At 67.7% G+C, this 25,755-nt stretch carries 30 protein-coding genes and 1 other RNA gene; 25 read left to right on the forward strand and 6 right to left on the reverse strand.

Going from position 1 to position 25,755, the window contains the following annotated elements:
- Nucleotides 1-11: 11 nt before the first annotated feature.
- Nucleotides 12-437, reverse strand: a complete 426-nt coding sequence (locus RA210_RS01520; RefSeq protein ID WP_136488245.1) for a YhcB family protein — start codon at nucleotides 435-437, stop codon at nucleotides 12-14.
- A gap of 115 nt (nucleotides 438-552) precedes the next feature.
- On the opposite strand from RA210_RS01520, the gene RA210_RS01525 reads away from it, so the two are divergent.
- The 5 genes from RA210_RS01525 to RA210_RS01545 all read left to right on the forward strand — a co-directional run bounded on the left by RA210_RS01525 (nucleotide 553) and on the right by RA210_RS01545 (nucleotide 5,012).
- Nucleotides 553-1,188, forward strand: a complete 636-nt coding sequence (locus RA210_RS01525; protein ID WP_136488244.1) for an alpha/beta hydrolase — start codon at nucleotides 553-555, stop codon at nucleotides 1,186-1,188.
- A gap of 23 nt (nucleotides 1,189-1,211) precedes the next feature.
- Nucleotides 1,212-2,558, forward strand: a complete 1,347-nt coding sequence (locus RA210_RS01530) for a tryptophan--tRNA ligase (RefSeq protein ID WP_201485167.1) — start codon at nucleotides 1,212-1,214, stop codon at nucleotides 2,556-2,558.
- 176 nt (nucleotides 2,559-2,734) lie between these two features.
- Entirely contained in the window at nucleotides 2,735-3,832 is a 1,098-nt protein-coding gene (gene zapE, locus RA210_RS01535; RefSeq protein ID WP_136488242.1) for a cell division protein ZapE, read from the forward strand.
- A 101-nt stretch (nucleotides 3,833-3,933) separates the two neighbouring features.
- The gene (locus tag RA210_RS01540) at nucleotides 3,934-4,521 is read left to right on the forward strand and encodes a YajG family lipoprotein (RefSeq protein WP_136488241.1); all 588 of its coding nucleotides are present in this window, start codon (nucleotides 3,934-3,936) and stop codon (nucleotides 4,519-4,521) included.
- Between the two features lie 191 nt (nucleotides 4,522-4,712).
- Entirely contained in the window at nucleotides 4,713-5,012 is a 300-nt protein-coding gene (locus RA210_RS01545; RefSeq protein WP_136488240.1) for a hypothetical protein, read from the forward strand.
- A gap of 36 nt (nucleotides 5,013-5,048) precedes the next feature.
- Here the strand turns inward: RA210_RS01545 and RA210_RS01550 are convergent, their stop codons facing one another.
- Nucleotides 5,049-6,209 (reverse strand): 1-acyl-sn-glycerol-3-phosphate acyltransferase, encoded by a 1,161-nt coding sequence (locus tag RA210_RS01550; protein WP_201485168.1) that lies wholly within the window; start codon nucleotides 6,207-6,209, stop codon nucleotides 5,049-5,051.
- 94 nt (nucleotides 6,210-6,303) lie between these two features.
- Between RA210_RS01550 and RA210_RS01555 the strand changes: the two genes are divergently transcribed.
- From RA210_RS01555 to RA210_RS01605, 11 genes are all read left to right on the forward strand, one after another.
- The gene (locus tag RA210_RS01555; protein WP_136488238.1) at nucleotides 6,304-6,486 is read left to right on the forward strand and encodes a CPXCG motif-containing cysteine-rich protein; all 183 of its coding nucleotides are present in this window, start codon (nucleotides 6,304-6,306) and stop codon (nucleotides 6,484-6,486) included.
- Nucleotides 6,486-6,761: a putative signal transducing protein gene (locus RA210_RS01560; RefSeq protein ID WP_136488237.1), complete on the forward strand. Its 276-nt coding sequence runs from the start codon at nucleotides 6,486-6,488 to the stop codon at nucleotides 6,759-6,761. Before RA210_RS01555 ends, RA210_RS01560 begins: the two co-directional genes overlap by 1 nt.
- A gap of 30 nt (nucleotides 6,762-6,791) precedes the next feature.
- The gene (locus RA210_RS01565) at nucleotides 6,792-7,406 is read left to right on the forward strand and encodes an SOS response-associated peptidase (protein ID WP_201485169.1); all 615 of its coding nucleotides are present in this window, start codon (nucleotides 6,792-6,794) and stop codon (nucleotides 7,404-7,406) included.
- A 76-nt stretch (nucleotides 7,407-7,482) separates the two neighbouring features.
- The gene (locus RA210_RS01570) at nucleotides 7,483-8,304 is read left to right on the forward strand and encodes a M48 family metallopeptidase (RefSeq protein WP_136488235.1); all 822 of its coding nucleotides are present in this window, start codon (nucleotides 7,483-7,485) and stop codon (nucleotides 8,302-8,304) included.
- 246 nt (nucleotides 8,305-8,550) lie between these two features.
- Nucleotides 8,551-8,979: a 50S ribosomal protein L13 gene (rplM, locus tag RA210_RS01575; RefSeq protein ID WP_090211330.1), complete on the forward strand. Its 429-nt coding sequence runs from the start codon at nucleotides 8,551-8,553 to the stop codon at nucleotides 8,977-8,979.
- A gap of 15 nt (nucleotides 8,980-8,994) precedes the next feature.
- The gene (gene rpsI, locus RA210_RS01580; protein ID WP_136488234.1) at nucleotides 8,995-9,387 is read left to right on the forward strand and encodes a 30S ribosomal protein S9; all 393 of its coding nucleotides are present in this window, start codon (nucleotides 8,995-8,997) and stop codon (nucleotides 9,385-9,387) included.
- Between the two features lie 250 nt (nucleotides 9,388-9,637).
- The gene (gene petA / locus RA210_RS01585) at nucleotides 9,638-10,231 is read left to right on the forward strand and encodes a ubiquinol-cytochrome c reductase iron-sulfur subunit (RefSeq protein WP_136488233.1); all 594 of its coding nucleotides are present in this window, start codon (nucleotides 9,638-9,640) and stop codon (nucleotides 10,229-10,231) included.
- Nucleotides 10,231-11,442, forward strand: coding sequence for a cytochrome b (locus tag RA210_RS01590; protein WP_136488232.1), 1,212 nt, complete (start codon nucleotides 10,231-10,233; stop codon nucleotides 11,440-11,442). Before petA ends, RA210_RS01590 begins: the two co-directional genes overlap by 1 nt.
- Nucleotides 11,442-12,224 carry a cytochrome c1 gene (locus RA210_RS01595; protein ID WP_136488231.1) on the forward strand — a complete coding sequence of 261 codons (783 nt, stop codon included), beginning with the start codon at nucleotides 11,442-11,444 and terminating at the stop codon, nucleotides 12,222-12,224. Before RA210_RS01590 ends, RA210_RS01595 begins: the two co-directional genes overlap by 1 nt.
- 86 nt (nucleotides 12,225-12,310) lie before the next feature.
- Nucleotides 12,311-12,928, forward strand: coding sequence for a glutathione S-transferase N-terminal domain-containing protein (locus RA210_RS01600; RefSeq protein WP_136488230.1), 618 nt, complete (start codon nucleotides 12,311-12,313; stop codon nucleotides 12,926-12,928).
- 11 nt (nucleotides 12,929-12,939) lie between these two features.
- Entirely contained in the window at nucleotides 12,940-13,341 is a 402-nt protein-coding gene (locus RA210_RS01605) for a ClpXP protease specificity-enhancing factor (protein WP_136488229.1), read from the forward strand.
- Nucleotides 13,342-13,401: 60 nt separating this feature from the next.
- Here the strand turns inward: RA210_RS01605 and RA210_RS01610 are convergent, their stop codons facing one another.
- The 4 genes from RA210_RS01610 to RA210_RS01625 are packed head-to-tail and all read right to left on the reverse strand — an operon-like array spanning nucleotide 13,402 to nucleotide 16,727.
- Nucleotides 13,402-13,935 (reverse strand): BON domain-containing protein, encoded by a 534-nt coding sequence (locus RA210_RS01610; protein ID WP_136488228.1) that lies wholly within the window; start codon nucleotides 13,933-13,935, stop codon nucleotides 13,402-13,404.
- Nucleotides 13,932-14,525 (reverse strand): phosphoheptose isomerase, encoded by a 594-nt coding sequence (locus RA210_RS01615; protein WP_136488227.1) that lies wholly within the window; start codon nucleotides 14,523-14,525, stop codon nucleotides 13,932-13,934. The genes RA210_RS01610 and RA210_RS01615 overlap by 4 nt, the downstream gene beginning before the upstream one ends.
- 25 nt (nucleotides 14,526-14,550) lie before the next feature.
- Complete coding sequence (locus RA210_RS01620; protein WP_136488226.1) at nucleotides 14,551-14,922, reverse strand: YraN family protein; 372 nt, start codon at nucleotides 14,920-14,922, stop codon at nucleotides 14,551-14,553.
- Entirely contained in the window at nucleotides 14,919-16,727 is a 1,809-nt protein-coding gene (locus RA210_RS01625; RefSeq protein WP_201485170.1) for a penicillin-binding protein activator, read from the reverse strand. The genes RA210_RS01620 and RA210_RS01625 overlap by 4 nt, the downstream gene beginning before the upstream one ends.
- Before the next feature lie 89 nt (nucleotides 16,728-16,816).
- Between RA210_RS01625 and rsmI the strand changes: the two genes are divergently transcribed.
- The 9 genes from rsmI to mraY all read left to right on the forward strand — a co-directional run bounded on the left by rsmI (nucleotide 16,817) and on the right by mraY (nucleotide 25,754).
- Entirely contained in the window at nucleotides 16,817-17,704 is an 888-nt protein-coding gene (gene rsmI, locus RA210_RS01630) for a 16S rRNA (cytidine(1402)-2'-O)-methyltransferase (RefSeq protein WP_201485171.1), read from the forward strand.
- 40 nt (nucleotides 17,705-17,744) lie between these two features.
- Nucleotides 17,745-18,092, forward strand: an RNA gene (rnpB, locus tag RA210_RS01635) — RNase P RNA component class A.
- Between the two features lie 319 nt (nucleotides 18,093-18,411).
- Complete coding sequence (gene mraZ / locus RA210_RS01640) at nucleotides 18,412-18,867, forward strand: division/cell wall cluster transcriptional repressor MraZ (RefSeq protein ID WP_201485172.1); 456 nt, start codon at nucleotides 18,412-18,414, stop codon at nucleotides 18,865-18,867.
- Between the two features lies 1 nt (nucleotide 18,868).
- Complete coding sequence (gene rsmH, locus RA210_RS01645) at nucleotides 18,869-19,813, forward strand: 16S rRNA (cytosine(1402)-N(4))-methyltransferase RsmH (RefSeq protein WP_201485173.1); 945 nt, start codon at nucleotides 18,869-18,871, stop codon at nucleotides 19,811-19,813.
- Complete coding sequence (ftsL, locus tag RA210_RS01650) at nucleotides 19,810-20,103, forward strand: cell division protein FtsL (protein WP_136488221.1); 294 nt, start codon at nucleotides 19,810-19,812, stop codon at nucleotides 20,101-20,103. The genes rsmH and ftsL overlap by 4 nt, the downstream gene beginning before the upstream one ends.
- The gene (locus tag RA210_RS01655) at nucleotides 20,100-21,836 is read left to right on the forward strand and encodes a peptidoglycan D,D-transpeptidase FtsI family protein (RefSeq protein WP_201485174.1); all 1,737 of its coding nucleotides are present in this window, start codon (nucleotides 20,100-20,102) and stop codon (nucleotides 21,834-21,836) included. The genes ftsL and RA210_RS01655 overlap by 4 nt, the downstream gene beginning before the upstream one ends.
- A complete protein-coding gene (locus tag RA210_RS01660) occupies nucleotides 21,836-23,302 on the forward strand; it encodes a UDP-N-acetylmuramoyl-L-alanyl-D-glutamate--2,6-diaminopimelate ligase (protein WP_201485175.1) in 1,467 nt (488 codons plus the stop codon). The genes RA210_RS01655 and RA210_RS01660 overlap by 1 nt, the downstream gene beginning before the upstream one ends.
- Nucleotides 23,295-24,671, forward strand: coding sequence for a UDP-N-acetylmuramoyl-tripeptide--D-alanyl-D-alanine ligase (locus RA210_RS01665; RefSeq protein WP_201485176.1), 1,377 nt, complete (start codon nucleotides 23,295-23,297; stop codon nucleotides 24,669-24,671). The genes RA210_RS01660 and RA210_RS01665 overlap by 8 nt, the downstream gene beginning before the upstream one ends.
- The gene (gene mraY / locus RA210_RS01670) at nucleotides 24,672-25,754 is read left to right on the forward strand and encodes a phospho-N-acetylmuramoyl-pentapeptide-transferase (RefSeq protein ID WP_136488217.1); all 1,083 of its coding nucleotides are present in this window, start codon (nucleotides 24,672-24,674) and stop codon (nucleotides 25,752-25,754) included.
- The last annotated feature ends 1 nt before the right edge of the window (nucleotide 25,755 follow it).

Below are 25,755 nucleotides of genomic sequence, written 5' to 3' on the forward strand. Positions count from 1 at the left end.
TGACGCCGGGGTCAGGCCTTCTTCAGCACTTCCTCGTCGCTCAGCACGCCGGAGTGGCCGGGGGCGTAATCCTTCGGCGGCTCGGTGCTGGCGACGCTGGCGATGCGCTCGCGGGCCGGCTGGGCGGACTCGCTGAGGGCGGCCAGCAGGCGCTGGCGGGTCAGCTCGTCGAGGGCCAGGCGGTTGGCGCCCTCGGAGAGGTGCGACTGGATGTCCTGGTAGTTCTGGGTGAGCTTCTGCATCAGGCTGGCGGTGGTGTTGAAGTGGCTGACCACTTCGCTCTGGTAGCTCTCGAAGCGCTCCTGCATCTCGTCCAGCTTGTGCTGGACGCCCCCGGGGGCGGCGCCGGGCAGCAGGCGGGCCAGCAGGAAACCGATGGCCACACCGACGACCAGGGCCAGGGCTGGCAGCAGCCAGGCAGCGAATGACTGTTCCACGAATCCTTCCTCTATAGACGGGATTTGCATTACGTTAACGGCTTGTGCCTGCGCTGTATAGCGCCGGCGGTGCAATGCTAGACGAGTCCCCGCGCGGCGGGGTCACGGAGTCCCTGTGTCTTTGACCGAAATTCCCCTGCTGCTCGACGGGCCCTGCGGCGCCCTCGAGGCCCTCCATCTCGATCATCCCGAGGCCCGCGGTGTGGCGCTGATCTGCCATCCGCACCCGCTGCACGCCGGCAGCATGCTCAACAAGGTGGTGGCCACCCTGCAGCGCACGGCGCGCGACGCCGGCTACGCCACCCTGCGCTTCAACTTTCGCGGCGTCGGCCAGAGCGTGGGCGAGCACGCCCACGGCGAAGGCGAGATCGACGACGCCGAGGCCGCCGCACGCTGGCTGCTGGCCAGGCACCCCGGCCTGCCGCTGACCCTGATGGGCTTTTCCTTCGGCGCCTGCGTGGCGGCCTGTCTGGGCGGGCGTCTGGAAGCGCAGGGCGTCGCCGTCGAACGGCTGTTCATGCTGGCGCCGCCGGTGATGCGTTTCGCCGTGGATGGCCGGCTGCCCCGGCAGGGCGCGCTGACGGTGATCCAGCCTGCGAGCGACGAGGTGGTCGAGCCGGCGGCCGTGCATGCCTGGTCGGCGCAGCTTTCGCGTCCCCACGAGCTGCTCGAAGTGGCAGAATGCGGGCACTTCTTCCACGGCCGGCTGACCGAGCTGAAAGCACTGGTCCTGCCGCGCCTCCAATCCTGATGCAGCACGACAAGCGATCGACCATGACCACCCGTATCCTCACCGGCATCACCACCACCGGCACCCCGCACCTGGGCAACTACGCCGGTGCCATCCGCCCGGCGATCATCGCCAGCCGCGCGGACAACGTGGACTCCTTCTACTTCCTCGCCGACTACCACGCGCTGATCAAGTGCGACGACCCGCAGCGCATCCAGCGCTCGCGCCTGGAGATCGCCGCCACCTGGCTGGCCTGCGGCCTGGACCCGGAGCGGGTGACCTTCTACCGCCAGTCGGACATCCCCGAGATTCCCGAGCTGACCTGGCTGCTCACCTGCGTGGCGGGCAAGGGCCTGCTCAACCGCGCCCACGCCTACAAGGCCGCGGTCGACCAGAACGTGGCCAAGGGCGAGGACCCGGACGCCGGGGTGACCATGGGCCTGTTCAGCTATCCGGTGCTGATGGCCGCCGACATCCTGATGTTCAACGCCCACCAGGTGCCGGTCGGCCGCGACCAGATCCAGCACGTGGAGATGGCGCGCGACATCGGCCAGCGCTTCAACCACCTGTTCGGCAACGGCCGCGAGCTGTTCACCCTGCCCGAGGCGCTGATCGAGGAGAGCGTGGCGACCCTGCCGGGCCTCGACGGGCGCAAGATGAGCAAGAGCTACGACAACACCATCCCGCTGTTCGGCACCAGCAAGCAGCTCCGCGAAGCGGTGGCGCGCATCGTCACCGACTCGAAGCTGCCGGGCGAACCCAAGGATGCCGAGGGCTCGCATCTGTTCACCCTCTACCAGGCGTTCGCCACGCCCGCGCAGAGCGCCGAGTTTCGCGCCGCGCTGGAAGGCGGCCTGGCCTGGGGCGAGGCCAAGCAGCGCCTGAGCGAGCTGCTGGAGGGCGAGCTGGGCGAGGCCCGCGAGCGCTACAACGCGCTGATCGCCCGCCCGGCCGATCTCGAGGACATCCTGCTGGCCGGCGCCGCCAAGGCGCGCAAGGTCGCCACGCCGTTCCTCGGCGAGCTGCGCGAGGCGGTGGGGCTGCGCTCGTTCCGCAACGAGGTGCAGGTGGCCGGCGGGGCGAAGAAGAAGGCCGCCAAGGGCGCCCGCTTCGTCAGCTTCCGCGACGACGACGGCAGCTTCCGCTTCCGCCTGCTGGACGCCGACGGCAGCCAGCTGCTGCTCTCGGTGAGCTTCGCCGACGGCAAGAGCGCCGGCGCGGCGAGCAAGCGCCTGCAGGCCGGCGAGCTGGACCTGCGCGCCGAGGGCGAAGGGTTTGCCCTGTGGCTGGACGACGCGCCGGTGGCGCACAGCCCGGCCTTCGTCGAGGGTGCCGAGCGCGAGGCCGCCATGGCGCGCCTGGCCGAGGCGCTGGCGCCGCAGGACGCCTGAGCCGTGCATCCGCCCGGCGGCAGCCTGCCGCCGGGCGCAACCGCTACGCCCGGGGGAGGCGCCTGCCTGCCTTCGGTCCCCGCAAGAGGGCGTCCGTGCTGAACGCTCCGAGTAAATTGCCAACCGCCGAGGCCGCCGCTAAAGTGTCGACCCCGTTTGCCTAACCCGACGCCGCCATGACTCCGCTCGAACGCTACCAGGCCGATCTGAAACGTCCCGACTTCTTCCACGATGCCGCGCAGGAAAACGCCGTGCGTCACCTGCAGCGCCTGTACGACGACCTGGTCAATGGCGGTCAGCAGGACTCCGGGTTGCTGGGCAAGCTGTTCGGCCGCAAGAAGCCGCAGGGGCCGATCAAGGGCATCTACTTCTGGGGCGGCGTGGGCCGCGGCAAGACCTACCTGGTCGACACCTTCTTCGACGCGCTGCCGTTCAAGCAGAAGATGCGCACGCACTTCCACCGTTTCATGAAGCGCGTGCACGAGGAGATGAAGACCCTCAAGGGCGAGAAGAACCCGCTGACCATCATCGCCAGGCGCTTCGCCGACGAGGCGCGGGTGATCTGCTTCGACGAGTTCTTCGTCTCCGACATCACCGACGCCATGATCCTCGCCACCCTGCTCGAGGAGCTGTTCAAGAACGGCGTCAGCCTGGTGGCCACCTCCAACATCGTGCCCGACGGCCTGTACCGCGACGGCCTGCAGCGCGCGCGCTTCCTGCCGGCGATCGCCCTGCTCAAGGAGCACACCGAGATCGTCAACGTCGACAGCGGCATCGACTACCGTCTGCGCGCCCTCGAGCAGGCCGAGCTGTACCACTTCCCGCTGGACGCCGAGGCCGAAGAGAGCCTGAGCCGCAGCTTCCAGAGCCTGCTCACCGAGAACTGCCACGTGGTGGAGAACGAGGTGCTGCTGATCGAGAACCGCGAGATCCGCGCGCGCAAGACCGCCAACGACGTCGCCTGGTTCGAGTTCCGCGAGCTGTGCGACGGCCCGCGCAGCCAGAACGACTACATCGAGCTGGGCAAGATCTACGGCGCGGTGCTGCTGGCCAACGTCGAGCAGATGAACGTCACCAAGGACGACATCGCCCGCCGCTTCATCAACCTGGTGGACGAGTTCTACGACCGCAACGTCAAGCTGATCATCTCCGCCGAGGTCGAGCTCAAGGACCTGTACACCGGCGGTCGCCTGGAGTTCGAGTTCCAGCGTACCCTCAGCCGCCTGCTGGAGATGCAGTCCCACGAGTTCCTCAGCCGGCCGCACAAGCCGTGATCGAGTAGAGGAGGGCGCCGGCGGCGCCCTCGTCGTTTCCGCCGCCGCCGCGGCTGGGTATACTGCCGCGCATTTCCCGTCCAACTCCCGGAGAGATCGACATGCTGCCCCGCCTGCTGCTTGGCCTGTTCGCCGCTGCCAGCCTGACCCTGGCCGGCTGTGCCCACAGCCCGCAACACCTGAGCCTGCAACCGATGGTCACCGCCCAGCTCAACCCGGTCGGCCAGGGCCAGCCGGTGGTGGTGCGCGTGGTCGACGGTCGTCCCTCGCCGGTGCTCGGCACCCGCGGCGGCCTGTATCCGGAGACCAGTGCGATCAGCGTGGCCAGCCAGGATCTGCTGCCCAAGCTGCAGGGCCAGGCCGAGGCCGCCGTGCGCCTGCTCGGCTTCACCCCGACGCCCAATGCCTACAATGCGCCGCAGCTGACCCTGACCGTGACCGACATGAAGTACCAGTCGCCGAAGGATGGCAGCTACGTCACCGAGGCCAACATCAGCGCCACCATCCGCGCCGATGTGCAGAACAGCGTGCGCCGCTACAGCGGCCGCTACGGCGCGACCCTCAACCAGCGCTTCGGCATGGCGCCCAACCAGCAGACCAACACCAAGCTGGTCAGCGACGTGCTCAGCGATGCGCTGACCCGGGTGTTCAAGGATCCGACCATCGGCCAGTTGCTCAACAACCAGTGAGCTGAGCGGCAGACGAAAAAAGGCGGTGGCATTGCCACCGCCTTTTTTCTGCCCGGCGGTCGGTGCGCCGGTCGGAAAGGCGCTGAGCGGGGCGGGGGCGAGGGAGTAGACTGCGGCGTTTGCTGCGGCTGCCGTCACCGAAGAGGGCGCGCAGCGCCCGATTGCCAACTCTTCTGTGCGGGAGGTCGTGGATGTCGTTGCAGGTGTTGTGGTCGTTGTGCCAGAGCTATCCGGCGCAGGTGGTCAACGGTCTGGCGCTGTTCCTCGCGCTGGCCGGTGGCTGGCTGCTGCTGGCCACCCGGCTGCGCGAGCAGCGCGCGCAGGCGCGCCCGCTGCTCGAGGGCGAGCTGTCCGGGATGACGGCGGATGCGCTGGCGGGGGATGTCCAGGTCGCCCGTCTGAACCGCTTCTTCTACGCCTTCGGCAGCGCCTGCCTGGCGGCGGCGCTGGGGCTGTCCTGGCTGAGCACCGGCCTGCAGGCCGCGCTCTGAAGCCTGCGGCGCGCCTGGGGCGCGCCGCTTCCTCCCTTACAGCGCTCCGGCGCGGCTGCGGTACTGGTTGCGCACCGGGTTGGCGTACTGCATGACCAGGTACGGGCGCTGCTCGGCCGGGCAGGCGTCCAGGCGGCGCTGCCATTCGGCCTGGGCGCGTGCCAGTTCGGCGGCGTCGAACAGCTCGCCGGCCGCCGGCACCGCCAACTGCGCATCGCGCTCCTCCCACATGGCGTAGGCCAGGTAGTTGACCGGGAACAGCCGGTAGTGGCCGAGGATCTCGCCGTCGATGCGCTGGGCCAGTTGCCTGGCGTCGTTGTCCGGGGTCCGTATCTCGTTGCAGAAGTGCAGGTGCACCCGGCCCTTGTGGCCGGTGATGCCCTGGGCGATGCTGGCGTCGTCCTCGCCCGGCGCCTTGCTGTAGCTGCCGGTGCTGGCGCGGATGTACAGCTCGCGGGCCTTGGCCAGGTCGCAGGGGTCGTACTCGTAGCTGATCGAGATCGGCACCAGGTGCAGGTCGGCCATCACCGCGGCGAATTCCTCGTCCTTGCGGCTCATGTGGAACATCTTGAGGATCGCCGAATCGGTGCGGTCGTCGCCGTCCTTGGCGCGGCCCTCGGCCTGGGCGATCCAGATCGAGGCCTGCTCGTCGCGGATCGAGTGGTTGATGTAGGCGGACAGGGTCTGGAAGGCCGCCAGCTTCTCGCGTCGGCCGCTGATCGAACGGTGCACGATGAAGCTCTTGTTCAGGCGCATCAGGTCGCTGACGAAGGGCTTCTGCAGCAGGTTGTCGCCGATGGCCAGGCGCGGGGTGGGGTGCGCGGCATGGTACAGCGCGTAGTTGACGAACGCCGGGTCCATCACGATGTCGCGGTGGTTGCTGAGGAACAGGTAGGCGCGGCCCTTGTGCAGGTTCTCCAGGCCCGAGTAGCTGATGCCGTCGCTGGCCTTCTCGATGCTGCGGTCGACGTAGGGCTCGATGCGCGTCTGCAGGGCGGCGACGCTGTCCACACCCTGGATCTCGCGGCGCAGATAGTGGGCGAGGACTGGCCGCAGCAGCCAGCCGAGTGGCCCGGCCAGGCGCGGGAAGCGGTAATGGGTGAGGGTGGAGAGGAAGGCCTCGTCGGCGAGCAGGCGCTCGAGGACGGGACGCACTTCCGCGTCGGCATAGGGTCGGATGGCTTCGAACTCGCCCATTGGTGTCTCTTGACCAGGGAATCGGTGAGGGCGGCAACTGGAACTTCCGCCGGGTGGGGCGACAATTATAAACGAAGAGCATGGAGGGACGTGGATGCTGCAGAGCGAGCCCTACGAATGTCCCTGGTGTGGCGAGCCGGGCGAGGCGCTGCTCGACCTGTCGGGCGGCGACCAGTGCTACGTCGAGGATTGCGCGGTGTGCTGCCAGCCGATCGTCTTCGAGTTGCATACCGACGGGGTCCGCTGGACCCTGGAGCTGCGCCGGGAGGGCGACTGATGCAGCGGATTCACGAGCCGGTGAACCTGGGCGAGGGCGAACTGCTGGTCGCCATGCTGGCCAGCGAGGGCATCCGCGCCCACCTGTTCGGTCAGCACCTGCTGGGGGCGCTGGGCGAGCTGCCGGTGGCCGGCCTGCTGGCGATCGGCGTGGAGGATGCGGATGCGCCGCGGGCGCGGGCGCTGATTGCCGCGTACAATGCCGCGCAGCCCCTGGCGGGCGAGCCGCCGCTCGAGGATGCGTCCGGCAGTCTGCCGGATGTGCTGTTGTGCTGACCCTCTTCTGCTGCAGGTAGCTCCTTTCCCATGTGCGGACGTTTTGCCCTGTTTCGCTGGCCGCCGACGCTCGCCGCGCTGCCCGGCTTTCCCGAGCGCCTCGAGCCGCGCTGGAACATCGCCCCGGGTCAGCAGGTGCTGCTGCTGCGCGCCGAGGCTGGCCGGCGTGTGGCGGCGCAGGTGCACTGGGGGCTGACGCCGGCCTGGCTGCGCGATCTGTCGCGCGCCCCGGCCCAGGCCCGCGCGGAAACCCTGGCCGAGCAGCCGCTGTTCCGCGAGGCCTTCGCCAGCCGCCGCGGCCTGCTGCCGGCCAACGGCTTCTACGAGTGGCGAGGGCCGCGTCGCCGGCCGTTCTGGATGAGTGCGGAGCAGCCGCTGCTGTCGCTGGCGGCGCTGTGGGAAGCCTATCCGGTCGGCGAGCGGGTTTATCTGAGCGCCGCGGTGGTCACCGTGGCGGCCGGGCAGCAGCGCCGGCCGCTGCTGCTGGATGCCGCCGGCGAGGCGTTGTGGCTGGACCCGGCAGCCGCGCCGGAGGACCTGCAGGCGCTGCTGGCGGCGCCGCCGCTGCCGCTGCGCGAGCGGCTGCTCGCCGGGCTGGGCAACAGCCCGCGGGAGGAGGGGCCGCAGTGTCTGACTCCGGCGTGAACTCGGCTGCGCCAGGCTGGTCTGATGCTGGGCCGGTGTTACGATGAATCCCCTGTGCTTTCGGGAGTGTCCTTGCATGAGTCGTGTCTTTCGTCTTGCCGCTCTGGCGGGTGCGCTGCTGCTGGCCGGCTGTCAGGCGGTCAATACCACCAGCGGCGGAGCGGTCGGTGTGAATCGCCAGCAGTACATGTTCACCATGCTGTCCAGCCAGGAGCTGGACCAGATGTACGCCAAGTCCTACCAGCAGACCCTGAGCAATGCCGCCACGGCCGGCAAGCTGGACAAGAGCAGCGCCCTGGCGCAGCGGGTGAACAACATCACCCGCCGGCTGATCGCGCAGACCCCGGTGTTCCGTCCGGACGCCGCCAGCTGGAACTGGCAGACCGCCCTGATCCGCAGCGACGAGCTGAACGCCAACGTCGGCCCGGGCGGCAAGATCATCGTCTACAGCGGTCTGGTCGAGAAGCTCGCCCTGACCGATGACGAGCTGGCGGCGGTGCTCGGCCACGAGATTTCCCATGCCCTGCGCGAGCACAGCCGCGAGGCCATGTCCAAGGCCTATGGCGCCGAGCTGGCCAAGCAGACCGCGGTGGCCCTGCTCGGCCTGGGCCAGGCCGGTGGCCAGCTCGCCGACGCCGCGGTGCAGTACGGCATGACCCTGCCCAACAGTCGCGGCAACGAGAACGAGGCCGACCTGATCGGCCTGGAGCTGGCGGCGCGTGCCGGCTACGACCCCAATGCGGCGCTGACCCTGTGGGACAAGATGGCCCGGGCGGGCAACGGAGCACCGCCGGAGTTCATGAGCACCCACCCCTCGTCGTCGACCCGCATGGCCAATCTGCGCGCAGCGATTCCGCGGGTCATGCCGCTGTACCAGCAGGCGCGCGGGCAGCGCTGAGATGTGGAGAATGCGGCTTGTGTTTTTCGGCGAACTCGGTAAAATTCGCCAGCTTTCGTGACGGGGGATGCCTAGCCCGTCCTGCTCGGCGGGAATGCCTAACCTGCCGATTTTGCCGAAGCAGACGCACTGACCCGAGCCCCCCCGATTTAGTGTCTGCAGAGGCTGCCGTTGCCTTGAAAGAGGCAAGTACTGTCCAGTAAGATTCGCCGCTTGATTATCAGGCGGCCTCTGAGGCTATAACCAATGAAAACTTTCTCTGCGAAACCGGAAACCGTCAAGCGCGACTGGTACGTTGTCGACGCTGCTGGCAAGACCCTGGGTCGTCTTGCCACTGAAATCGCCAGCCGTCTGCGCGGCAAGCACAAGCCCGAGTACACCCCGCACGTGGATACCGGCGACTACATCGTCGTGATCAACGCCGAGCAGGTGCGTGTCACCGGTGCCAAGAGCTCCGACAAGATGTACTACCATCACTCCGGTTTCCCGGGCGGCATCAAGTCGATCAACTTCGAGAAGCTGATCGCCCGTGCTCCCGAGCGCGTGATCGAGACCGCCGTCAAGGGCATGCTGCCGAAGAACCCGCTGGGTCGCGACATGTATCGCAAGCTGAAGGTCTATGCCGGTGCCAGCCACCCGCACACCGCTCAGCAGCCCCAAGAACTGAAGATTTAACGGAGTAGGCTCAATATGTCGGCGACTCAAAACTACGGCACCGGCCGTCGCAAGACCGCTACCGCGCGTGTATTCCTGCGTCCGGGTACTGGCAAGATCTCGATCAACAACCGCAGCCTGGAGCAGTTCTTCGGCCGCGAGACCGCCCGCATGGTGGTTCGTCAGCCGCTCGAGCTGACCGAGAACACCGAAAAGTTCGACATCTACGTCACCGTCGCCGGTGGTGGTGTCAGCGGTCAGGCCGGTGCGATCCGCCATGGCATCACCCGCGCACTGATCGAGTACGACGAGACCCTGCGCAGCCCGCTGCGCAAGGCCGGCTACGTCACTCGCGATGCCCGCGAGGTCGAGCGTAAGAAGATCGGTCTGCGCAAGGCGCGCAAGCGTCCGCAGTACTCGAAGCGTTAATCGACTACGCTTCAGCGAACGCCCAGATTCCCCAGGGATCTGGGCGTTTTTTTATGTGCCGGATTTGTCTGCGACAGTCTGTCGCAGTCCGGAAAGTCTTGTGCTGCAAGGGTTTGCCGGTATTTGTTGCCAGTTATTGCCTTGTCAGAAAAGGGGCTTTTCATTACCATCTGGCGGATTTTTTGCGCAGCTGGTTTTAACTAGAGTGCCTGCCCGGGCAGGTCACAGAAAGCTGATGGGAGACGACTGAATGAGTAATGACGGCGTGAATGTGGGCCGGCGTCGGTTCCTCGTCGCCGCCACTTCGGTGGTGGGGGCGGCGGGAGCTGTCGGTGCTGCGGTCCCGTTCGTGGGGTCATGGTTCCCCAGTGCCAAGGCCAAGGCCGCTGGTGCTCCGGTGAAGGTGAACGTGGGCAAGATCGAGCCGGGGCAACAGATCGTTGCCGAATGGCGCGGCAAGCCGGTGTTCATCGTTCGCCGCACCGACGAGATCCTGGCCAACCTGGTCAAGATCGAAGGCTCCATGGCGGATCCGGAGTCCAAGGCCTCCGTGCAACCGACCTACGTGGACCCCAAGGTTCGCTCGATCAAGCCAGAACTGCTGGTCGTCGAAGGCCTGTGCACCCACCTGGGCTGCGCGCCGTCCTTCCGTCCCGAAGTCGCCCCGGCCGATCTGGGTGCCGACTGGGTGGGTGGCTATTTCTGTCCCTGCCATGGTTCCCGCTACGACCTGGCTGGCCGCGTGTACAAGGCGCAGCCGGCGCCGCTGAACCTGCCGGTGCCGCCGTACTCCTTCGAGACCGATGACGTCATCATCATCGGCGTGGATCAGGAGAAAGCCTGATGAGCAAATTCATGGAATGGGTGGACGCCCGCTTCCCCGCCACCAAGATGTGGGAAGATCATCTGAGCAAGTACTACGCTCCGAAGAACTTCAACTTCTGGTACTTCTTCGGCTCCCTGGCGCTGCTGGTGCTGGTCAACCAGATCCTCACCGGTATCTGGCTGACCATGAGCTTCGAGCCCTCCGCCGAAGGCGCCTTCGCCTCCGTCGAATACATCATGCGTGATGTGGAGTACGGCTGGATCCTGCGCTACATGCACTCCACCGGCGCCTCGGCGTTCTTCGTGGTGGTGTACCTGCACATGTTCCGCGGCCTGCTGTACGGCTCCTACCAGAAGCCGCGCGAGCTGGTGTGGATCTTCGGCATGCTGATCTACCTGGCGCTGATGGCCGAAGCCTTCATGGGCTACCTGCTGCCGTGGGGTCAGATGTCCTACTGGGGCGCCCAGGTGATCATCTCCCTGTTCGGTGCGATCCCGGTGATCGGTGCCGACCTGACCCAGTGGATCCGCGGTGACTACCTGATCTCCGGCATCACCCTGAACCGCTTCTTCGCGCTGCACGTAATCGCCCTGCCGATCGTCATTCTGGGCCTGGTCGTGATGCACATCATCGCGCTGCACGAAGTGGGCTCGAACAACCCGGATGGCATCGACATCAAGAAGAAGAAGGACGCCAACGGCATTCCGCTGGACGGCATCCCGTTCCACCCGTACTACACCGTCAAGGATATCGTCGGTGTGGTGGTGTTCCTGTTCGTGTTCTGCACCGTGATCTTCTTCTTCCCGGAGATGGGCGGCTACTTCCTCGAGAAGCCCAACTTCGAGACCGCGAACCCGTTCAAGACCCCGGCGCACATCGCCCCGGTGTGGTACTTCACCCCGTTCTACGCCATCCTGCGCGCCGTTCCGGACAAGCTGCTCGGCGTGATCGCCATGGGCGCGGCCATCGCCGTACTGTTCGTGCTGCCGTGGCTGGACCGCAGCCCGGTGCGCTCGATGCGCTACAAGGGCTGGCTGAGCAAGATCTGGCTGCTGGTGTTCTGCGTGTCCTTCGTGATCCTCGGCGTGCTGGGCGTGCTGTCGCCGACCCCGGGCCGCACCCTGCTGTCCCAGGTCTGCACCATTCTGTACTTCGCTTTCTTCATCCTGATGCCGTTCTACACCCGGATGGAGAAGACCAAACCGGTTCCGGAAAGGGTGACTGGCTGATGAAAAAGCAATTTGCTGCACTGATTCTTGCGCTGCTGCCGACCTTTTCGTTTGCCGCTGGCGTTCTGGAATACCCGCTGGACAAGGTCGAGGTCGACCTGACTGACAAGGCTGCTCTGCAGGATGGCGCGCGTACCTTCGCCAACTACTGCATGGGTTGCCACGGCGCCCAGTTCCAGCGCTACGAGCGCGTAGCCAATGATCTCGGCATCCCCGAGCAGGTGATGATGGAGAACCTGGTCTTCACCGGCGCCAAGATCGGCGACCACATGAAGACCGGCATGCAGCCGCAGGATGCCAAGGTCTGGTTCGGCGCCGCGCCGCCGGATCTGACCCTGGTGGCCCGCGTGCGTGGCAACGACTGGCTGTACACCTACCTGCGCACCTTCTATGAAGATCCGGCGCGTCCGTACGGTGTGAACAACAAGGTGTTCCCGAACGTCGGCATGCCCAACGTGCTGAGCAGCCTGCAAGGCCGTCAGGTCATCGGCTGCAAGCAGGTCCAGGTGGTCGAGCACGGCAAGAAGGTGTTCGATCCGCTGACCGGTACCCCGGTGACCGAGGAAGGCTGCGACCAGCTGACCATCGTGCCGAAGACCGGCGAGCTGAGCGAGGCCGAGTTCGACGAGAAGGTCAAGAACCTGGTCAGCTTCCTGGCCTACTCGGCCAACCCGGTGAAGCTGGAAAGCCAGCGTATCGGTACCTACGTGCTGCTGTTCCTGGCGTTCTTCTTCGTGTTCGCCTACCTGCTCAAGCGTGAGTACTGGAAAGACGTGCACTGAGCACCCTTTCCTGTCTGAAGCATGCGCGCCCTCCGGGGCGCGCATGTGTTTCTGCCGCATGAAAATGTCCTGACTGGAGGGAGCCCATGGCTGCGCTCAATCGCCTGGCCTGCTATTCCGATCCCGCCGATCACTACTCGCACCGGGTGCGCATCGTCCTCGCCGAGAAGGGCGTGGAGGCCGAGATCATCGAGGTGCTGCCCGGCCAACTGCCGGTGCAGCTGGCCGAGGTCAACCCCTACGCGAGTCTGCCGACCCTGGTCGATCGCGACCTGGCCCTGTACGAGCCGGGCGTGGTGATGGAGTATCTGGACGAGCGCTATCCGCATCCGCCATTGTTGCCGGTGTATCCGGTGGCGCGTGGCAACAGCCGCCTGCTGATGCACCGCATCCAGCGCGACTGGTGCACTCTGGTCGATCGCGTGCTCGATGCGCGCACGCCGGAAGCTGCCCGGGCGCAGGCGCGCAAGGAGCTGCGCGAGAGCCTGACCGGCGTAGCGGCGCTGTTCGGCGGCCAGCCGTTCTTCCTCAGCGAGGAGTTCAGCATGGTCGACTGCTGCCTGTTGCCGATTCTCTGGCGTCTGCCGCTGCTCGGCATCGAGCTGCCGCGCCAGGCCAAACCGCTGCTGGACTACATGGAGCGGCTGTTCGCCCGCCCCGCCTTCCAGGCCAGCCTGACTGCCACCGAGCGCGCGATGCGCTGAGGAGCCCGATGATGAATTCCAGTCGCCCCTATCTGCTGCGTGCGCTCTACGAGTGGATCGTCGACAACGACTGCACTCCGCACATCCTGGTCGCCGCCGAGTACCCCAATACCCGCGTACCGGCGGGCTACGCCAAGGATGGACAGATCGTGCTGAACATCTCGCCCAGCGCGGTGCGCTATCTGGAGATGGGCAGCGAGGCGCTGACCTTCGAGGGTCGCTTCGGCGGTGTGGCGCAGAGCCTGTATGTCCCGGTCGCCGCTGTGCTGGCCATCTACGCTCGCGAGAACGGCCAGGGCATGGCCTTCGAGCTGGACGAACCCGAGGAGGGCGAGGAGCTCGACGAGGAGCCGTCCGGTGACGACGAGCCGCCGCGTCCCAGCGGGCGGCCCAGCCTCAAGGTGGTCAAGTAGACTGCGTGGTAAACAAAAAAGGCGATCCTCGGATCGCCTTTTTTGTCGCTGGCTGTCCGCTCAGTCGACGTACTCGAACAGGCGTACGATGCCCTGCACGCCGCCGACGCCCTGGACCACGGCCGTGGCGCGGTTGGCCTCGGCGCGGGTGACCAGGCCGAGCAGGTAGACCATGCCGTTCTCGGTGACCACCTTGATCTTGGTGCTCGGCACGGTGTTGTCGGCGAGCATGGCGGTCTTGATCTGGGTGGTCAGTGCGGCGTCGGTGCTGCGTGCCAGCGGCGAGGAGGGCGGAAGGACCTGCAGATGGTTGTGCACCAGCTTCACCCCCTGGGCGCGGCGGGCAGCCTGCTCGGCCAGGGCTTTCAGGTCGGCGCGCGGCGTCTGGCCGGCGAGCAGAACCACGCCATTGTAGCTGGTCACCACCACGTGGGAGGTGGTGTCGTTGAGGTCGGCATGGCTGCTGCGGATCTCGCTGGCCACCCGTCCGGGGATGAACTGGTCGTCGATCTTGTTGCCGATGCTGCGTGCGCCGCAGCCGGCCAGCAGCAGGCTCAGGCCGAGGGCGGCGAGGAGCAGGGGGGAACGCTTCATTCTTCACTCCCGAATAGTTGACGGTCGATCAGGTCGCACAGGCAGTGGATGGCCAGCAGGTGGACTTCCTGGATGCGCGCGGTGACGCGCGCCGGCACGCGGATCTCGACGTCCTCGGGCAGCAGCAGCGAGGCCATGCCGCCGCCGTCGCGGCCGGTCAGCGCCACCACGGTCATCTCGCGGTCGTGGGCGGCCTGGATGGCCTGGATCACGTTGCCGGAGTTGCCGCTGGTGGAGATCGCCAGCAGCACGTCGCCGGGCTGGCCGAGGGCGCGGATCTGCTTGGAGAACACCTCGTTGTAGCTGTAGTCGTTGGCGATCGAGGTGATGGTCGAGCTGTCGGTGGTCAGCGCTACCGCCGGCAGGCTCGGGCGTTCGCGCTCGAAGCGGTTGAGCAGCTCGGAGGAGAAGTGCTGGGCATCGCCGGCGGAGCCGCCGTTGCCGCAGGAGAGGATCTTGCCCTCGCTGAGCAGGGCATGGACCATCACCTGGCTGGCCTGTTCGATGTGCGGGATCAGCACTTCCATGGCCTGGCGCTTGGTTTCGATGCTGTCCAGGAAAAGCTGGCGGATACGGGATTGCATGTCCATGGGGTGACCTTCGGTTGGGCGCTGTTCAGGCGTCGAACGCGCTGCGGATCCAGTTCAGTCGCGCAGGAGCGCTGTGCTCGGCGGGGCCGATGGCGATCACGTCGAAGCGGCAGGGGCACTGGCTCCAGCGCGACTGCTGTTGCAGGAAAACCTGGGCGGCGGCGCTGACGCGGGCGCGCTTGCGTGCGTCGACGCTGCCTTCGGCGCCGCCCCAGGCGCTGTGGCGCCGGTAACGCACTTCGACGAATACTACGGTATCGCCGTCGAGCATGACCAGATCCAGCTCGCCGAGGCGGCAGCGCCAGTTGCGCGCCAGCAGGCGCAGGCCGTGCTCCTCCAGGTGGGTCAGCGCCCAGCCTTCGGCGGCCTGCCCGGCGCTCTGGCGTGTGTCGCTCACTGGGCGGCTGCCTCCAGGCGATAGACCTGGCCGTTGCGGTACTCCGCCCACGGCAGGCTGCGCGCGACGCGCTGGCCGGGAGCCAGCTGCAGGCTGCCGGACAGGCCCTCCAGGCGGGTGCCCGGCAGGGTCTGCAGCTGGCCGAGGCGCGGCGCCAGGCGATAGGCATCGGCACCCATGGCGTACAGGCGGCCGAGGCTGCCGGCGGCGGCCGGCCACTGGCCGACCACCTGCTCGCGCAGCGGGTCGGCCTCGCCCAGCAGCCAGGGGGTTTCGCAGAAGCGGATGCCGTCGAGGTCGAGATCCTGGCTCGGGTCGTTGCTGCCGGTGAACAGGTGCGAGGTGGCGTACACCGGCAGGTCGCCGGCGTACTGGAAGGCCAGGGTCGGCTTGATCTGCCGGGCCTGCGCCGGGGTGGCGGCGAGGAACACGAAGTCGACGTCCTGGCGGCGTGCCGGCTGCGCCTCTACCTCGCTGCCGAGGCTGTCGCGCAGGCGCTTGGCGCGTGCTTCGCTGTCGCGCAGCTTGAGCAGGTCGGCGATCTGCTGGGCCAGGCGCACCGGCTGATCGACGTGCTCGGCAGCGATCAGGCTGCCGCCGCGCGCCTGCCAGTCCTTGCTGAAGGCGGCCAGGACGCGGTTGCCCCATTCACCGCTGGGCACCAGCGCCACGGCGCGGCGCATGCCGTCCTGCCACGCCCGTTCGGCGACCGCGCGAGCTTCGTCCTCGGCGGCCAGGCCGAACTGGAACAGCTGGGCCGGGCCCTCGCCGACGTTCTCGCTGTAGTTGAGCGCCAGGGTGGCGACCGGCAGCTGTTCGCGACGGTTGAGCTGGTTGACCAGCGGCTTCTCCAGCGGGCCGACCACCAGTTGCACGCCGTCGGCCTGGGCCTGGCGATAGAAGGCATCGAGATCGGTCAGTTGGCTGCTGTCGTGCAGGCTGATGTGCAGTTCGCTGTTGCCGCTCTGGTAGTGCGCGGCGAGGAATCCGTCGCGCAGGGCCTGGGCGGCACTGGCCAGCTGCCCCTGCTGGGGCAGCAGCAGGGCGACGCGGGTCAGCGGGCGGGCGGCGATTTCCTGCAGCTGGACCAGTGCCTGCGGCAGCTGGCGGGCTGCGGGGTGTTGCGGGTGCTGGGCCTGCCATTCGGCGATGCGCGTCACCTGCTGCGCTGGGGTGGCGTTGCTGCGCGCCAGGCGAGCGAGCTCCAGCCAGCCGCCGAGGTCGGCCTCGGGGCTGCTGGCGCTGGCCAGCTGGCTGGCGGACAGGTTGCCGAGCAGGCTCCAGATCGCCTCGTGGTTAGCGGCAGCGCTCTGGCCCTCCAGCAACGGGGCGACGTACACCCGCTCGCGGGCGGCGGCCAGCGGCTGGCCGTCGGCCTGCAGGGCCTTGGCGCGGGTCAGCTGGCTGCGCACCTGCTGGCCGACCGGCAGTTCGCCGAGGCGCTCGAAGCTGGGGTGCTGCAGCGCCTGCAGGGCGGCCTTGGGCTTGCCGCGGGCCAGGGCCAGCTCGGCCTGCAGGGTGCTGGCGAAAACCTGCTGGGCCGGCAGCAGCTCGTCGAGCTTGAGCAGGTCGAGGATCTGCTGGGTCTGCGCCAGATTGCCCTGGCGCAGGGACTGATCGGCGGCGGACAGGCGCAGCAGCGTGGCCTGTGCCGGCTTGACCTGCGCCGCCTGCTGCAGCAGCTGCTCGGCGCTGGCCTGGGACGGGACCGGCAGCTCACCGAGGCCGGACGTCTGCTGGCCGGCGCAGGCGGTCAGCAGGCCGACCAGGCAAAGGACGGAAAGGGGGCGCAGTCGGGCGATCATGTCAGTAATTCCGATTCGCAGGCTGGAAAGGGGCAATTGTACCCAAGCCCCGGCGGCGGTGCGATCTTGGCACGGCGAAACCCGCTACAATGCCGCATTTGGGCTGGCAGCGGGATGGCGATGTGAACACTCCGGGGACTCTTTATGTGGTGGCTACGCCGATCGGCAACCTCGAGGACATCAGCGCGCGGGCGCTGCGGGTGCTGCGCGAGGTCGCGCTGATCGCCGCCGAGGACACCCGCCACAGTGCCCGCCTGCTGCAGCACTTCGGCATCAATACGCAGCTGGCCGCCTGCCACGAGCACAACGAGCGCGAGCAGGGTTCGCGCCTGGTGCAGCGCCTGCTGGCCGGCGACGACCTGGCGCTGATCTCCGACGCCGGCACGCCGCTTATCTCCGATCCCGGCTATCACCTGGTGCGCAACGCGCGTGCCGCCGGGGTGCGTGTGGTGCCGGTGCCCGGCGCCTGTGCACTGATCGCCGCGTTGTCGGCTTCCGGGCTGGCCTCCGACCGCTTCGTCTTCGAGGGCTTCCTGCCGGCGCGCGCGACGGCGCGGCGGCAGCGTCTGCAGGCGCTGCTCGAGGAGCCGCGCACGCTGATCCTCTACGAGGCGCCGCACCGCCTGCTGGAGTGTCTCGCCGACCTTAGCGAGCTGTTCGGCGTCGAGCGTCCTGCGGTGCTGGCGCGCGAGCTGAGCAAGACCTTCGAGACCATCAAGGGGGCGCCGCTCGGCGAGCTGCACGACTGGGTGGCGGCTGACAGCAACCAGCAGCGTGGCGAATGCGTGCTGCTGGTGGAAGGTTGGCAGGCGCCGGAGGGCGAGGAGGCGCTGAGTGCCGAGGCGCTGCGCGTGCTCGACCTGCTGCTGGCCGAGTTGCCGCTCAAGCGGGCGGCGGCGCTGGCGGCGGAGATCACCGGGGTGCGCAAGAACCTGCTCTACCAGCAGGCGCTGGGGCGACAGAAAGCCGAGGATTGAGCTTGTTATCCGGGCGCGCAGTGAGTACCCTGCGCGCCGGAGAGTCGGCTGGACAGTCGCTGCCCTGCTTGCAGGGGGGAGGAAAGTCCGGGCTCCACAGGGCAGAGTGCCAGGTAACGCCTGGGAGGCGCGAGCCTACGGAAAGTGCCACAGAAAACAACCGCCTAAGCGCGCAAGCGCCGGTAAGGGTGAAAAGGTGCGGTAAGAGCGCACCGCACGACTGGCAACAGTTCGTGGCTAGGTAAACCCCACTCGGAGCAAGACCAAATAGGGATCCATTGGCGTGGCCCGCGCTGGATCCGGGTAGGTTGCTTGAGGTCGTCAGCGATGGCGATCCTAGAGGAATGACTGTCCTCGACAAAACCCGGCTTACAGGCCGGCTCTCCTTCCCTCCGCTTTCTTCTCTTTCATTATCGGCGGCAGTTTTTAATTTCGAATTGCTATTTCTCTTGATAAAGAACTTTAAGTTCGAGAGCTGGCATGCCGATATCCCTCGATTTTTTCTCCCGGTTTACCACTCCTAATTCCCGCCTGTCGGTCTCTTCTCTAAGTTGCGGTCCAGTAAGGATTTTTCCTGTCGGGCTCGCCTTGACTGGGTCGCTGGGGCGTTCCTATAGTGTGTAAGGGTGGGGGAAAGTGGGTGAAAGTGGGGATTCCAGCCGTGAAACACAGCTCTTGGCGGCTGAGCACAACGGGGATGCGCAGCCGTGTTTCGCGGAGCCAATGCCATAAGTCTTGACGCCAAGGGCCGCCTGACGATGCCGAGCCGGTATCGCGACGAGTTCATGGCGCGCTGCGCCGGTCTGCTTGTGGTGACCATCGACACCATCGACTCCTGCCTGTGTGTCTATCCCCTCGATGAATGGGAACTGATCGAAGCCAAGTTGCGCGAACTGCCGTCGCTGCGCGAGGAAAACCGTCGCCTGCAGCGCCTGCTGATCGGCAATGCGGTGGATCTGGAACTGGATGCCGCCGGACGTTTCCTCGTGCCGCCGCGTCTGCGCGATTACGCCGGGCTGGATCGCCGTGCGGTGCTGGTCGGCCAGCTCAACAAGTTCCAGCTGTGGGACGAGGCGGCCTGGGACCTGCGTTGTACGCAGGACCTCCAGGCCATCAAGGAACCCGGCGCGTTGCCGGAAGAATTACGCAACCTGATACTTTGATATGAATGCAGCCACCTTCAGCCATGTGACCGTCCTGCTCCGCGAAGCCGTCGAGGCGCTCGCCGTGCGCGCCGACGGCTGCTATCTGGATGGCACCTTCGGTCGCGGCGGTCACAGCCGCGAAGTGCTCCGCGCACTCGGCCCTGCCGGCCGCCTGCTGGGCTTCGACAAGGATCCGCTGGCGATCGCCACCGGTCGCGAACTGGCGGCGGCGGATGAGCGCTTCCAGATCGTCCAGCGCAGTTTCGCCGAACTGGGCGAGGAGGTCGCCGCGCGCGGCCTGAACGGCAAAGTCGACGGTGTCCTCCTCGATCTCGGCGTGTCCTCGCCGCAGCTGGACGACCCCGAGCGCGGTTTCAGCTTCATGAACGACGGCCCGCTGGACATGCGCATGAACCCGGATGCCGGGGTCAGCGCCGCGGACTGGATCGCCTCCGCCAGCGAGGAAGAGATTGCCCGGGTGTTCTACGAGTACGGCGAGGAGCGCTTCTCGCGGCGCATGGCGCGCGCCATCGTGCAGCGCCGCGGCGAGTGCCCGTTCACCCGTACCGCCGACCTCGCCGAGGTGATCGCCGCCGCCAACCCGGCCTGGGAGAAGGGCAAAAACCCGGCCACCCGTGCCTTCCAGGGCCTGCGCATCCACATCAACAACGAGCTGGGCGATCTCGAGCGGGGCCTCGGGGCGGCCCTCGAGGCGCTCGCCGTCGGCGGCCGCCTGGTGGTGATCAGTTTCCACTCGCTGGAGGATCGCATCGTCAAGCAGTTCATGCGCCGCCAGGTGAAGGGCGAGGCCGACAACCTGCCGCGCGATCTGCCGGTGCAGGTGGCCCGCTTCGAGCCGCGCCTGAAGCTGCTGGGCAAGCCTCAGTACGCGTCGGCCGAGGAACTCAAGGCCAACCCGCGCTCGCGCAGCGCGGTCATGCGCGTGGCGGAGAAGCTGAGATGATCCGCGGCGCCCGCGACGGCATGCCCAGCGGCAGTCTGCTGATGCTGGTGCTGTTCGGCCTTGTGCTGTGTTCGGCCGTGGCCGTGTCGTGGAGCGCGCACTGGAATCGCAAGCTGCTCAACCAGCTGTATGCCGAACTCAGCGTGCGCGACAAGGCGCAGGCCGAATGGGGCCGGCTGATCCTCGAGCAGAGCACCTGGACCGCGCACAGCCGCATCGAGGCGCTGGCCAGCGAGCAGCTGCAGATGCGCATCCCCGAGCCCGGCGAAGTGCGGATGGTGGCGCCATGATCAGTCTCGAGGGGGCCCTCTACCCCTGGCGCTTTCGTCTGGTGCTCGGCGTCCTGTTCGCCATGGTGGCGGTGATCGTCTGGCGCATCGTCGATCTCCACGTGTTCGACCATGACTTCCTCAAGGCCCATGGCGATGCACGCAGCGTGCGGCACATTCCGATCCCGGCGCACCGCGGCCTGATCACCGACCGCAACGGCGAGCCGCTGGCGGTCAGTACCCCGGTCACCACCCTGTGGGGCAACCCCAAGGAGCTGATGGGCGCGCGCCAGCACTGGCCGACCCTGGCCGCGGCGCTGGGCCTGGATCCGCAGGCGCTCAGCGCGAAGCTGCAGCAGAATGCCGGGCGCGAGTTCCTCTACCTGGCCCGCGGTCTGACCCCCGAGCAGGGCGAGGCGGTACTGGCGCACAAGATTCCCGGGGTCTACAGCATCGAGGAGTTCCGCCGCTTCTATCCGGCCGGCGAGGTGACTGCCCACCTGATCGGCTTCACCGACATCGACGATCGCGGACGCGAGGGGGTCGAGCTGGCCTTCGAGCAGTGGCTGGCCGGCATGCCCGGCCAGCGCGAGGTGCTCAAGGATCGCCGCGGCCGCCTGATCAAGGACGTCGGCGTGGCGCGCAACGCCAAGCCGGGCAAGGAGCTGGCGCTGTCCATCGACCTGCGCCTGCAGTACCTGGCGCACCGCGAACTGCGCAACGCCCTGGTGGAGAACAAGGCCAAGGCCGGCAGTCTGGTGATCCTCGACGTGCAGACCGGCGAGGTGCTGGCCATGGTCAACCACCCCACCTACAACCCCAACAACAAGCGCACCCTGCAACCGCAGGCGATGCGCAACCGCGCGCTGATCGACGTCTTCGAGCCGGGCTCGACGGTGAAGCCGATCTCGATGATGGCGGCCCTGGAGAGCGGGCGCTGGAAGCCCACCGACACCGTCGAGGTCTGGCCGCACAGCCTGCGCATCGGCCGCTACACCATCCGCGACGTGTCGCGCGGCGGCGGCCCGGTGCTCGACCTTACCGGCATCCTGATCCGTTCCAGCAACGTCGGCATCAGCAAGATCGCCTTCGACATCGGCGGCGAGGCGATCTACCACAAGATGCAGCAGCTCGGCCTCGGCCAGGACACCGGTCTGGGCTTCCCCGGCGAGCAGGTCGGCAACCTGCCCAACCACCGCAAGTGGCCGCAGGCGGAGACCGCGACCCTCTCCTACGGCTATGGCCTGTCGGTGACGGCGATCCAGCTGGCCCATGCCTACGCGACCATCGCCAACCACGGGCGCATGGTGCCGCTGAGCCTGGCGCGCGTCGACCAGCCGGCGGCGGTCAGCCAGGTAATCCCCGACGAGGTGGCCAGGACCATGCAGGGCATGCTGCAGCAGGTGGTCGAGGCCCCGGGTGGCGCCCACCGCGCGCAGGTGCCCGGCTATCACGTGGCCGGCAAGAGCGGCACGGCGCGCAAGAGCAGCGTGGGCAGCAAGGGCTACAAGCAGAACGCCTATCGCTCCCTGTTCGCCGGGTTCGCGCCGACCAGCAGCCCGCGCTTCGCCGCCGTCGTGGTGATCGACGAGCCGGGCGGCGAGGGCTACTTCGGTGGCCTGGTTTCCGCGCCGGTCTTCAGCAAGGTGATGGCCGGCACCCTGCGCTTGATGAACATAGCCCCGGACAACCTGCCGCCGCTGCCCGAAGCGCAGCAGGCGGTGGCGGTGCCCGGCAATGGAGGACGCGGCTGATGCCGATGAGTCTGCTGAAGATGTTTCCCCAGGCGCGTCGCGACGCGCTGATCCGCGAACTGAGCCTGGACAGTCGGGCGCTGCGCCCGGGCGACCTGTTTCTCGCCATCCCCGGCCATCACAGCGATGGCCGGGCCTATGTCGCCGACGCCATCGCCCGCGGTGCCGCCGCGGTGGCCTACGAGGCCGAGGGCGCGCTCGACATACCCGACTCCGCGGCGACCGTGCTGATCCCGGTTAAGGGCCTGGCCGGCCAGCTGTCGGCCATCGCCGGGCGTTTCTACGGCGATCCCAGCCGCAGCCTCGACCTGATCGGCGTCACCGGCACCAACGGCAAGACCAGCGTCAGCCAGCTGCTGGCCCAGGCCCTCGACCTGCTCGGCCAGCGCTGCGGCCTGATCGGCACCCTCGGCGTCGGCTTCCACGACGACCTGCAGTGCGGCCGCCATACCACTCCCGATCCGCTTGCCGTGCAGGCCGAGCTGGCGCGCCTCAAGCAGGCCGGCGCCCGGGCGGTGGCCATGGAGGTGTCCTCCCACGGCCTCGACCAGGGCCGGGTCGAGGCGCTGGACTTCGACGTGGCGGTGTTCACCAACCTGTCGCGCGACCACCTCGACTACCATGGCGACATGGCTGCCTACGGCGAGGCCAAGGCGCGGCTGTTCGCCTGGCCGGGCCTGTGCACCCGGGTGATCAACCTCGACGACCTGTTCGGTCGCGAGCTGGCCGCTCGCCCGGCACCGTCGCGGCTGATCAGTTACAGCCAGATCGATCCCGCCGCCACCCTCTACTGCACCGAGGCCGAGTTCGGCGAGGCGGGCGTGCGCGCCCGGCTGATCACCGCCCAGGGCGACGGCCTGCTGGTCAGCCCGCTGCTCGGCCGCTTCAACCTGAGCAACCTGCTGGCGGTGGTCGGTGCGCTGATGGGGCTGAATCACCCGCTGGACGAGATCCTGCGCGTGCTGCCGCAGCTCAAGGGCCCGGTCGGACGCATGCAGCGCCTCGGCGGCGGCGCCGGGCCGCTGGTGGTGGTCGACTATGCGCACACTCCGGATGCCCTGGAGAAGGTCCTCGAGGCCTTGCGCCCGCACACCCGTGGCCGCCTGCTGTGCCTGTTCGGCTGCGGCGGCGACCGCGACCGCGGCAAGCGCCCGCTGATGGCTGCGGCCGTCGAGGGGCTGGCCGACGGCGTCTGGGTCACCGACGACAATCCGCGCAGCGAGGATCCGCAGCGGATCGTCGCCGACATCCGCGCCGGCTTCCGCGAGCCGGAGCGGGTGACCTTCGTCGCCGGGCGCGGCGAGGCGATCCGCCGGCTGATCGCCGGCGCGGCGCCGGACGACGTGATCCTGCTGGCCGGCAAGGGCCACGAGGACTACCAGGAAATCGCCGGGGTGCGCCATCCCTTCTCCGATATCGAACAGGCCGCCGCCGCGCTGGCCGAACGCGAGGTGCAGGATGCTTGAAGCCTGGATGCTGAGCACGGTGCTGGGTGCCCTCAGGGGCCGCCTGGCCGGGCCGGATGCCTTCTTCAACGGGGTGAGCATCGACAGCCGCCGGATCGAGCCGGGCCAGCTGTTCGTCGCCCTGTCCGGCGCGCGCTTCGACGGCCACGACTACCTCGAGCAGGTCGCCGCCAAGAGCGCCGCCGCCGCGCTGGTCGAGCGCGAGCAGGAGGAAGTCGAGCTGCCGCAGCTGGTGGTGGCCGACACCCGCCTGGCTCTCGGTCAGCTCGGCGCGCTGAACCGCGCCGCCTTCCGCGGCCGGGTCGCGGCGGTCACCGGCTCCAGCGGCAAGACCACGGTCAAGGAAATGCTCGCCAGCATCCTGCGTGCCGACCACGGCGGCGACGCCGCCGCGGTGCTGGCCACCCGCGGCAACCTCAACAACGACCTCGGCGTGCCGCTGACCCTGCTCGAGCTGGCGCCGCAGCACCGCAGCGCGGTGATCGAACTGGGCGCCAACCATGTCGGCGAGATCGCCTACACGGTCGGCCTGAGCAGGCCGCAGGTGGCGATCATCACCAATGCCGGCAGCGCCCACGTCGGCGAGTTCGGCGGCCCGGAGAAGATCGTCGAGGCCAAGGGCGAGATCCTCGAGGGCCTGGACGCCGACGGCGTGGCCGTGCTCAACCGCGACGATCCGGCCTTCGAGGTGTGGTCCAGGCGCGCCGCCGGGCGCCAGGTGCTGAGCTTCGCCATGCACGCCGCCGCCGACTTCAGCGCCCGCGAACTGGCCCGCGACGCCCGCGGCTGCCCGGCCTTCACCCTGGTCGGCCCGGCCGGCGAGGTGCGCATCCAGCTCAACCTGCTCGGCGAGCACAACGTGGCCAATGCCCTGGCCGCCGCCGCCGCCGCCCACGCCCTGGGTGTCGGGGGCGCGGCGATCCGCGCCGGGCTGGAGGCCCTGCAGCCAGTCAAGGGGCGTGCCTGCGCGCAGCTCGCTCCGTCTGGAATGCGGGTCATCGACGACAGCTACAACGCCAATCCCGCCGCAATCAAGGCGGCGATTGATATACTGGCGGGCTTTTCCGGACGCACCGTCCTGGTGCTGGGCGACATGGGCGAGTTGGGCGCCTGGGCCGAGGCCGGCCACCGCGAGGTGGGCGCCTATGCCCGTGGCAAGGTCGACGCGCTGTACGCCGTGGGCCCGCTGATGAGCCATGCCGTCGCTGCCTTCGGCGAGGGTGCGCGGCATTTTGCCAGTCAGGCTGAACTGATCGCCGTCCTCGCTGCCGAACAGTCTCCGGAAACCACCCTGTTGATCAAAGGCTCGCGCAGCGCGGCGATGGAAAACGTCGTGGCTGCGTTCTGTGCCTGTGCTGGAGAACACTAAATGCTGCTGCTGTTGGCCGAGTTTCTGCAACAGTTCCACAAGGGCTTCGCGGTCTTTCAGTACCTGACCCTGCGCGGAATCCTCGGCGTGCTCACCGCCCTGGCCCTGGCACTGTGGCTGGGGCCGTGGATGATCAAGACCCTGCGCACCCGCCAGATCGGCCAGGCGGTGCGCGACGACGGCCCGCAGTCGCACCTGTCGAAGAAGGGCACGCCGACCATGGGCGGTGCGCTGATCCTCTCCGCCATCGCCATCAGCACCCTGCTGTGGGCCGACCTGTCCAATCGCTATGTGTGGGTGGTGCTCGGCGTCACCCTGCTGTTCGGCGCCATCGGCTGGGTCGACGATTACCGCAAGGTGATCGAGAAGAACTCGCGTGGCCTGCCGAGCCGCTGGAAATACTTCTGGCAGTCGGTGTTCGGCCTCGCCGCGGCGGTGTTTCTCTATATGACCGCCGCCACCCCGGTGGAGACCACCCTGTTCCTGCCGCTGCTGAAGAACATCGAGATCCCGCTGGGGATCTTCTTCGTCGTGCTGACCTATTTCGTCATCGTCGGCTCGAGCAATGCGGTCAACCTGACCGACGGCCTCGACGGTCTGGCGATCCTGCCCACCGTGCTGGTCGGCGGCGCGCTGGGCATCTTCTGCTACCTGTCGGGCAACGCCAAGTTCGCCGAATACCTGCTGATTCCCTACGTCGCCGGCTCCGGCGAGCTGATCGTGTTCTGCGGCGCGCTGATCGGCGCCGGCCTCGGCTTCCTGTGGTTCAACACCTACCCGGCGCAGGTGTTCATGGGCGACGTCGGTGCCCTGGCGCTCGGTGCCGCACTGGGGACCATCGCAGTGATCGTCCGCCAGGAAGTGGTGCTGTTCATCATGGGCGGCGTGTTCGTCATGGAGACCCTGTCGGTGGTGATCCAGGTCGCCTCGTTCAAGCTCACCGGACGCCGCGTGTTCCGCATGGCACCGATCCACCACCATTTCGAGCTCAAGGGCTGGCCGGAGCCGCGGGTCATCGTGCGCTTCTGGATCATCACCGTGGTGCTGGTGCTGGTCGGCCTGTCCACCCTGAAGCTGAGGTAAG

The organism is Pseudomonas sp. OF001, assembly GCF_904426495.1.
In the GTDB taxonomy this organism is placed as follows: Bacteria; Pseudomonadota; Gammaproteobacteria; order Pseudomonadales; family Pseudomonadaceae; genus Geopseudomonas.

What these genes read in the sequence shown, in the direction of transcription:
- RA210_RS01530 (WP_201485167.1), top strand. Translation starts at nt 1,212, where the DNA reads ATGACCACCCGTATCCTCACCGGCATCACCACCACCGGCACCCCGCAC.
- zapE (WP_136488242.1), top strand. Translation starts at nt 2,735, where the DNA reads ATGACTCCGCTCGAACGCTACCAGGCCGATCTGAAACGTCCCGACTTC.
- RA210_RS01540 (WP_136488241.1), top strand. Translation starts at nt 3,934, where the DNA reads ATGCTGCCCCGCCTGCTGCTTGGCCTGTTCGCCGCTGCCAGCCTGACC.
- RA210_RS01545 (WP_136488240.1), top strand. Translation starts at nt 4,713, where the DNA reads ATGTCGTTGCAGGTGTTGTGGTCGTTGTGCCAGAGCTATCCGGCGCAG.
- RA210_RS01550 (WP_201485168.1), bottom strand. Translation starts at nt 6,209, where the DNA reads ATGGGCGAGTTCGAAGCCATCCGACCCTATGCCGACGCGGAAGTGCGT.
- RA210_RS01555 (WP_136488238.1), top strand. Translation starts at nt 6,304, where the DNA reads ATGCTGCAGAGCGAGCCCTACGAATGTCCCTGGTGTGGCGAGCCGGGC.
- RA210_RS01560 (WP_136488237.1), top strand. Translation starts at nt 6,486, where the DNA reads ATGCAGCGGATTCACGAGCCGGTGAACCTGGGCGAGGGCGAACTGCTG.
- RA210_RS01565 (WP_201485169.1), top strand. Translation starts at nt 6,792, where the DNA reads ATGTGCGGACGTTTTGCCCTGTTTCGCTGGCCGCCGACGCTCGCCGCG.
- RA210_RS01570 (WP_136488235.1), top strand. Translation starts at nt 7,483, where the DNA reads ATGAGTCGTGTCTTTCGTCTTGCCGCTCTGGCGGGTGCGCTGCTGCTG.
- rplM (WP_090211330.1), top strand. Translation starts at nt 8,551, where the DNA reads ATGAAAACTTTCTCTGCGAAACCGGAAACCGTCAAGCGCGACTGGTAC.
- rpsI (WP_136488234.1), top strand. Translation starts at nt 8,995, where the DNA reads ATGTCGGCGACTCAAAACTACGGCACCGGCCGTCGCAAGACCGCTACC.
- petA (WP_136488233.1), top strand. Translation starts at nt 9,638, where the DNA reads ATGAGTAATGACGGCGTGAATGTGGGCCGGCGTCGGTTCCTCGTCGCC.
- RA210_RS01590 (WP_136488232.1), top strand. Translation starts at nt 10,231, where the DNA reads ATGAGCAAATTCATGGAATGGGTGGACGCCCGCTTCCCCGCCACCAAG.
- RA210_RS01595 (WP_136488231.1), top strand. Translation starts at nt 11,442, where the DNA reads ATGAAAAAGCAATTTGCTGCACTGATTCTTGCGCTGCTGCCGACCTTT.
- RA210_RS01600 (WP_136488230.1), top strand. Translation starts at nt 12,311, where the DNA reads ATGGCTGCGCTCAATCGCCTGGCCTGCTATTCCGATCCCGCCGATCAC.
- RA210_RS01605 (WP_136488229.1), top strand. Translation starts at nt 12,940, where the DNA reads ATGAATTCCAGTCGCCCCTATCTGCTGCGTGCGCTCTACGAGTGGATC.
- RA210_RS01610 (WP_136488228.1), bottom strand. Translation starts at nt 13,935, where the DNA reads ATGAAGCGTTCCCCCCTGCTCCTCGCCGCCCTCGGCCTGAGCCTGCTG.
- RA210_RS01615 (WP_136488227.1), bottom strand. Translation starts at nt 14,525, where the DNA reads ATGGACATGCAATCCCGTATCCGCCAGCTTTTCCTGGACAGCATCGAA.
- RA210_RS01625 (WP_201485170.1), bottom strand. Translation starts at nt 16,727, where the DNA reads ATGATCGCCCGACTGCGCCCCCTTTCCGTCCTTTGCCTGGTCGGCCTG.
- rsmI (WP_201485171.1), top strand. Translation starts at nt 16,817, where the DNA reads ATGCCGCATTTGGGCTGGCAGCGGGATGGCGATGTGAACACTCCGGGG.
- rsmH (WP_201485173.1), top strand. Translation starts at nt 18,869, where the DNA reads ATGAATGCAGCCACCTTCAGCCATGTGACCGTCCTGCTCCGCGAAGCC.
- ftsL (WP_136488221.1), top strand. Translation starts at nt 19,810, where the DNA reads ATGATCCGCGGCGCCCGCGACGGCATGCCCAGCGGCAGTCTGCTGATG.
- RA210_RS01655 (WP_201485174.1), top strand. Translation starts at nt 20,100, where the DNA reads ATGATCAGTCTCGAGGGGGCCCTCTACCCCTGGCGCTTTCGTCTGGTG.
- RA210_RS01660 (WP_201485175.1), top strand. Translation starts at nt 21,836, where the DNA reads ATGCCGATGAGTCTGCTGAAGATGTTTCCCCAGGCGCGTCGCGACGCG.
- RA210_RS01665 (WP_201485176.1), top strand. Translation starts at nt 23,295, where the DNA reads ATGCTTGAAGCCTGGATGCTGAGCACGGTGCTGGGTGCCCTCAGGGGC.
- mraY (WP_136488217.1), top strand. Translation starts at nt 24,672, where the DNA reads ATGCTGCTGCTGTTGGCCGAGTTTCTGCAACAGTTCCACAAGGGCTTC.